General features: G+C 64.8%; 1 protein-coding gene. It reads left to right on the plus strand.

What is annotated here, in order from left to right:
* A partial coding sequence (locus tag HHX33_RS34765; RefSeq protein WP_182878265.1) for a substrate-binding domain-containing protein occupies positions 1-563 on the plus strand: 563 nt, incomplete at both ends.

A 563-nucleotide genomic window follows, 5' to 3' on the forward strand; every position in this document is an offset into this window, starting at 1 on the left:
GTGGAGCTCAAGGCGGTCGAGCCGACCAACGACATCAACCAGCAGATCTCGGCGGTGGAGTCGCTGATCCAGGCCAAGGTCAACGCGCTGGTGATCCTGCCCAACGACGGTGAGCAGCTCAACCAGGTCGCCCGTCAGGCGATGGACGCCGGCATCCCGGTGATCAACCTGGACCGGGTGTTCCCCGACAAGCTGTCGTACCGGACCTGGATCGGCGGCGACAACTACGGCATGGGCGTGGCCGCGGGTCACTTCATCGGCAAGACGCTGAAGGACAAGGGTGTGGCCGACCCGGTGATCCTGGAGATCCAGGGCATCGCGACGCTGCCGCTGACCCAGGACCGCAGCAAGGGCTTCGAGGACGCGCTGAAGACCTATGGTTTCAAGGTGACCGCCAAGCAGGACGCGAAGTTCACGGTGGAGTCGGGCACGCAGGTGGCGAGCAACCTGCTGCAGGCGCACAAGAAGATCGACGCGATCTGGAACCACGACGACGACCAGGGCATCGGTGTGCTGGCGGCGATCAAGGAGGCCGGGCGTGAGGAGTTCTTCATGGTCGGCGG

The organism is Microbispora sp. H10670 (assembly GCF_014161385.1).
Taxonomy (GTDB): domain Bacteria; phylum Actinomycetota; class Actinomycetes; order Streptosporangiales; family Streptosporangiaceae; genus Microbispora; species Microbispora triticiradicis.